The following is a 3,255-nucleotide window of genomic DNA, read 5'->3' on the forward strand; positions in this document are numbered from 1 at the left end:
AAATATCCGACCCGAAAATGAAAATGCCAGTCAGCTTAACTGACTGGCATTAACCCTCGGGTCGCCTTTCTTGTGCCTGTGATTCATATATCGCCAGCACTGGCCTCTTCGCGGGTAAACCCGCTCCCACAGGGCAGTGGTACCCCTGTGGGAGCGGGTTTACCCGCGAAGAGGCCGGAACAGGCAAGACACAATCTATTCGACGCGCGTCTCGCCGCTATACACCAATATCTCCCGACACCGCTTGCACAGGTAGCGCCGCCCCTGGCGCACCAGCTTGTGCCGCTGCGCGGTAAACGGGAAGTCGCTCTGCGGACACGGGCAGCGGTAGATGTAGCGGGTCACCACGCGCCGTTGCACTTCGTAGTTGTGGCAACGGTTGGGCGGCAGTTCATACACCCCGCGCATGATCAGCTGCCACTCTTCGCCATGGGCCTGGATGCGGTCGCCGAACATATGGTGGGCCACCAGGTGCGCCACCTCATGGGCCACGGTCTGGCGCAGGAAGTCTTCCTGGTTTTCGCGGTAAAGCTGCAGGTTGAAGCGCAGCAGGTTCTCGTGCAGGTGGGCGACGCCGGCTTTTTGCCCGCGCAGCTTGAAGCTGATTTCCGGGCGTGGGAAGGGGCGTTTGAAGAAGGTTTCAGCTTGCTGGTAACAGGTTTCGACGCGTTGTCTGAGCAGCTCGGGCATGGCGGGGTGGTTCTCCTGACCGGACATTATGCCGCAACCCCGGGCAACCTGCCGAGCCACCGGTCAGCGCACAGCCAGAGGCCGCCTTGCGGCGGCCCCAGGTTTGATGCCCCAGTGTTGGTCGAGTCTGTTCTAGTTGGTGTAGACGGGCCCCACGCCCAGTCCCCAGATGATCACCGTGGCGGCCATGATCGCCACCAGTACCACAAGGCCTACCGCCAGCACCGAGCTGGAGAACAGGAAGCCTTCGTCGGACGGTATGTTCATGAACGTCGGCAAACCGACGTACAACAGGTACACGGTGTAACAGATGGCGGCCGTGCCGATCAGCATGCCCAGCCACAGGTGAGGGTACAGCGCCGCCAGGCCGCCGATGAACAACGGTGTGGCGGTGTAGGTGGCAAAGGCGATGCACTGAGCCATGGACGGGTTGGCATCATAGGTGCGGGCCATCCAGTGGATGAACGCCCCCATTACCGCCACCCCGGCAAGCATCGCCAGGTACGACATGATGCTCATCCAGATGGCGCTTTCCATGGTCAGCATCACCGCTGGCCGGTCGCCGATTACCCAGCCGACCTGGGTTGTACCGATGAACGCCGAAACGGCGGGGATCGCAGCCAGGATCAGGGTGTGCGTCAGGTACATGTGGCTGATGGTTTCTTCTTCGCCACGAATTTCCCGCCATTCCTGGTCGGGATGGGTAAACAGCCCCACAACGTGATGAATCATGCCGATCACTCCTCTCAATGTTGCCAAACGCCCCCCAGATGGAGCGCAAGCGGCCCTAGGCCCGAACACCGAAGCAAGCGGTAATGTGGCCTTATGTCGCAGTATAGGAAGCGGTTACCCGCATAAACCGTGCTTTTTAGAGCAAATTGCGCTGTAAGGCGCGCTGTTGATTACAATGAAGTCTTTATCGGAATGCCTACAGCGCCGCCGCGTTTGTGCGTAAAATAGTCGGCTTTTGTCACACCTCGCGGATCCAAGCGCTATGGGCACCCTCTCGGTCAACCAGAACAAACTGCAAAAACGCCTGCGTCGTCTCGCCGGCGAAGCCATCACCGACTACAACATGATCGAGGATGGCGACAAGGTCATGGTCTGCCTGTCCGGCGGCAAGGACAGCTACACCATGCTCGACGTTCTGTTGCACCTGCAGAAGGTGGCACCGATCAAGTTCGAGATCGTCGCGGTGAACATGGACCAGAAGCAGCCGGGGTTCCCCGAGCATGTGCTGCCGGCCTACCTGAAGGAACTGGGCGTCGAGTACCACATTGTCGAGAAGGACACCTATTCGGTGGTCAAGGAGCTTGTCCCCGAGGGCAAGACCACCTGCTCGCTGTGTTCGCGCCTGCGCCGTGGCACCCTGTACACCTTTGCCGACGAAATTGGCGCGACCAAGATGGCGCTGGGGCACCACCGCGACGATATCGTCGAAACTTTCTTCCTCAACATGTTCTTCAACGGTGCGCTCAAGGGTATGCCGCCGAAGCTGCGCGCCGACGATGGCCGCAATGTGGTGATCCGCCCGCTGGCCTACTGCAGCGAGAAGGATATCCAGGCCTACTCGGACATGAAGGAATTCCCGATCATCCCGTGCAACCTGTGCGGTTCGCAGGAAAACCTGCAGCGCCAGGTGGTCAAGGACATGCTGGTGGAGTGGGAGCGCAAGCACCCGGGGCGTACCGAGAGCATCTTCCGTGCCCTGCAGAACGTGGCACCGTCGCAGTTGGCCGACCGCAACCTGTTCGACTTCACCAGCCTGAAGATCGACGAGAATGCCACCCCACGTTTCCTTGACGTGCTGAACATCTGAGCCCATGCGCGATTACCAGTGGTTGCACGAGTACTGCCTGAACCGCTTCGGCTCGGCCCAGGCCCTGGAGGCCTTCCTGCCGCAGCCGCGCACACCGGCGCAACTGCGTGATATCAGCGACGACCGCTACCTTTCGACCTTGGCCCTGCGCGTGTTCCGCGCCGGGCTCAAGCACAGCCTGGTGGATGCCAAGTGGCCGGCGTTCGAGCAGGTGTTCTTCGGCTTCGACCCGGAGAAGGTGGTATTGATGGGCGCCGAGCACCTCGAGCGGCTGATGCACGACGAGCGCATCATCCGCCACCTGGGCAAGCTCAAGAGCGTGCCGCGCAATGCGCAGATGGTTCTTGACGTGGTCAAGGAGAAGGGCAGTTTCGGTGCCTTCATCGCCGACTGGCCGGTGACCGACATCGTCGGTTTGTGGAAATACCTGGCCAAGCAAGGCAACCAGCTGGGCGGGTTGTCGGCACCGCGCTTCCTGCGAATGGTTGGCAAGGACACGTTCATCCCTACCGATGACATGGCTGCGGCGTTGATTGCGCAGAAGGTGGTCGACAAGCCGCCGACCAGCCAGCGGGACCTGGCCTTGGTGCAGCAGGCGTTCAACCAGTGGCATGCGGAGAGTGGGCGGCCGCTGTGCCAGTTGTCGGTGATGCTGGCGCATACCGTCAACCATTGAGAGTTGTGCTGGCCCCTTCGCGGGCATGCCCGCTTGTATGGTTAGACTTGAAGGGGTGGTGGGACTAAAT

General features: G+C 60.7%; 4 protein-coding genes. 2 read left to right on the plus strand and 2 right to left on the minus strand.

The window, feature by feature from the left end; all coding sequences use genetic code 11:
• Nucleotides 1-195: 195 nt before the first annotated feature.
• Together MJ643_RS30170 and MJ643_RS30175 are read right to left on the minus strand one after the other, a co-directional pair.
• Nucleotides 196-690: a SprT family zinc-dependent metalloprotease gene (locus MJ643_RS30170; RefSeq protein ID WP_024086404.1), complete on the minus strand. Its 495-nt coding sequence runs from the start codon at nt 688-690 to the stop codon at nt 196-198.
• A gap of 132 nt (nt 691-822) precedes the next feature.
• Nucleotides 823-1,422, minus strand: coding sequence for a Yip1 family protein (locus MJ643_RS30175; protein WP_003252385.1), 600 nt, complete (start codon nt 1,420-1,422; stop codon nt 823-825).
• A 262-nt stretch (nt 1,423-1,684) separates the two neighbouring features.
• Here MJ643_RS30175 and ttcA point away from each other — a divergent pair, with 262 nt between their 5' ends.
• Together ttcA and MJ643_RS30185 are read left to right on the plus strand one after the other, a co-directional pair.
• Nucleotides 1,685-2,509 (plus strand): tRNA 2-thiocytidine(32) synthetase TtcA, encoded by an 825-nt coding sequence (gene ttcA, locus MJ643_RS30180; RefSeq protein WP_012270926.1) that lies wholly within the window; start codon nt 1,685-1,687, stop codon nt 2,507-2,509.
• A gap of 4 nt (nt 2,510-2,513) precedes the next feature.
• Complete coding sequence (locus MJ643_RS30185) at nt 2,514-3,185, plus strand: DNA-3-methyladenine glycosylase I (protein ID WP_047594820.1); 672 nt, start codon at nt 2,514-2,516, stop codon at nt 3,183-3,185.
• Nucleotides 3,186-3,255 lie beyond the last annotated feature (70 nt).

The organism is Pseudomonas sp. PNPG3 (assembly GCF_023093815.1).
GTDB classification, from domain to species: domain Bacteria; phylum Pseudomonadota; class Gammaproteobacteria; order Pseudomonadales; family Pseudomonadaceae; genus Aquipseudomonas; species Aquipseudomonas asiatica.